Raw genomic sequence first — 1,129 nt, forward strand, 5'->3', positions numbered from 1 at the left:
CCCCCAGGCCATCCGTTCGACAAGGGGAGGTAGTCATGCCAACTCCGAAGGCCGGTAACCCCATTGCGGGGCTACGAAGAAGGTAATGGGGGGGGCGGGAGATATCCGCAGCGAAGCGGCGGGCTTGTCGGGGGCGGCATGAGCTACGCCGCCAAGCGACGGGCGTAAGGGAGAGCGCGGCGAGGGGCCGCGCCCGCGCCCGCAGCCGCTAGGCGCTGTACTCCGAGTCCAGGTCCTCCTGGTAACGCCCCCGGAAATCACGCAGGTACGGGCGCAGCGTGCTCTCCGCGGGAGGGCCGCCCGCCTGGCCGGTGACGCCGTACAGGTCCATCAAGTACAGGCCGAACTGGCGGGCGTTGGGATAGTCCCCGAGCTCGCTCACGTACTTGCGGAACGCGGCGAAGTACGCGTCCTCGCGCGAGACGTCGTCCGGAAGGCCGGACGCGTCGGGCAGCGGCCCCAGCTCCTCCGGTGCGTTCACCCGCACCTCGTCCCGCACCTGGTCCCGCGCCTCGTCCCGCATCTCGTCCTCGGGAGCCTGCTCCTCACGCGGGCCAGGAATCAGGTGCTGACCGCCGAGCGGGCGAGTGCGGCCGGGCCCCGCCGGGACCTGGAACTCGGACTCGGGAGGAGCAGCCGCAGGGTTCCCGTGCTCGTCGAAGTACGCCTGCTGCTGCTCCAGGTAGGCCTGCTGGTCGGCATAGGCCTGCTGATCCGCGTACGCCTGCTGGTCCGCGTACCACTGGTCGTGCGGCTCTTCAGGGACGTAAGAAGGCTGCTGAGCCGCGAACCACGGGCTCACGTGCGCCCCCTCGGGCTCGGGTTCGGGCTGCCGCTGCTCCGACTGGGGCGCCTGCTCCTGCCCCTGCACCTGCTCGGTCTGCGGTGGCACAGGCACCTGCGCAGGCGCCGCCGCCAGCTCCGGCTGCTGCGACTCCGTAGGCGCCGCCACCGGCACCGGCGCAGGCGGAAGCAGCGCGGGCTCGATCCCCGCCGCCGCGAGCCCCGCGGGCGCGGTCTCCGCGAGCGGCACACCGAACCGCGCCAGGCGCAGCGGCATCAGGGACTCCACGGGGGCCTTGCGGCGCCAGGAGCGGCCGAAGCGGGCCTGGAGGCGGGCCTGGTAGAT

The 1,129-nt window shown here is 72.5% G+C and carries 1 pseudogene; it reads right to left on the minus strand.

Features of this window, described 5'->3' with window-relative positions:
• Window positions 1–208 precede the first annotated feature (208 nt).
• Window positions 209–1,129 (minus strand): annotated as a pseudogene (locus ACZ5CR_RS46660) (DUF2637 domain-containing protein); the annotation flags it as partial.

The sequence above is a fragment of the Streptomyces sp. NPDC031274 genome, from assembly GCF_055570235.1.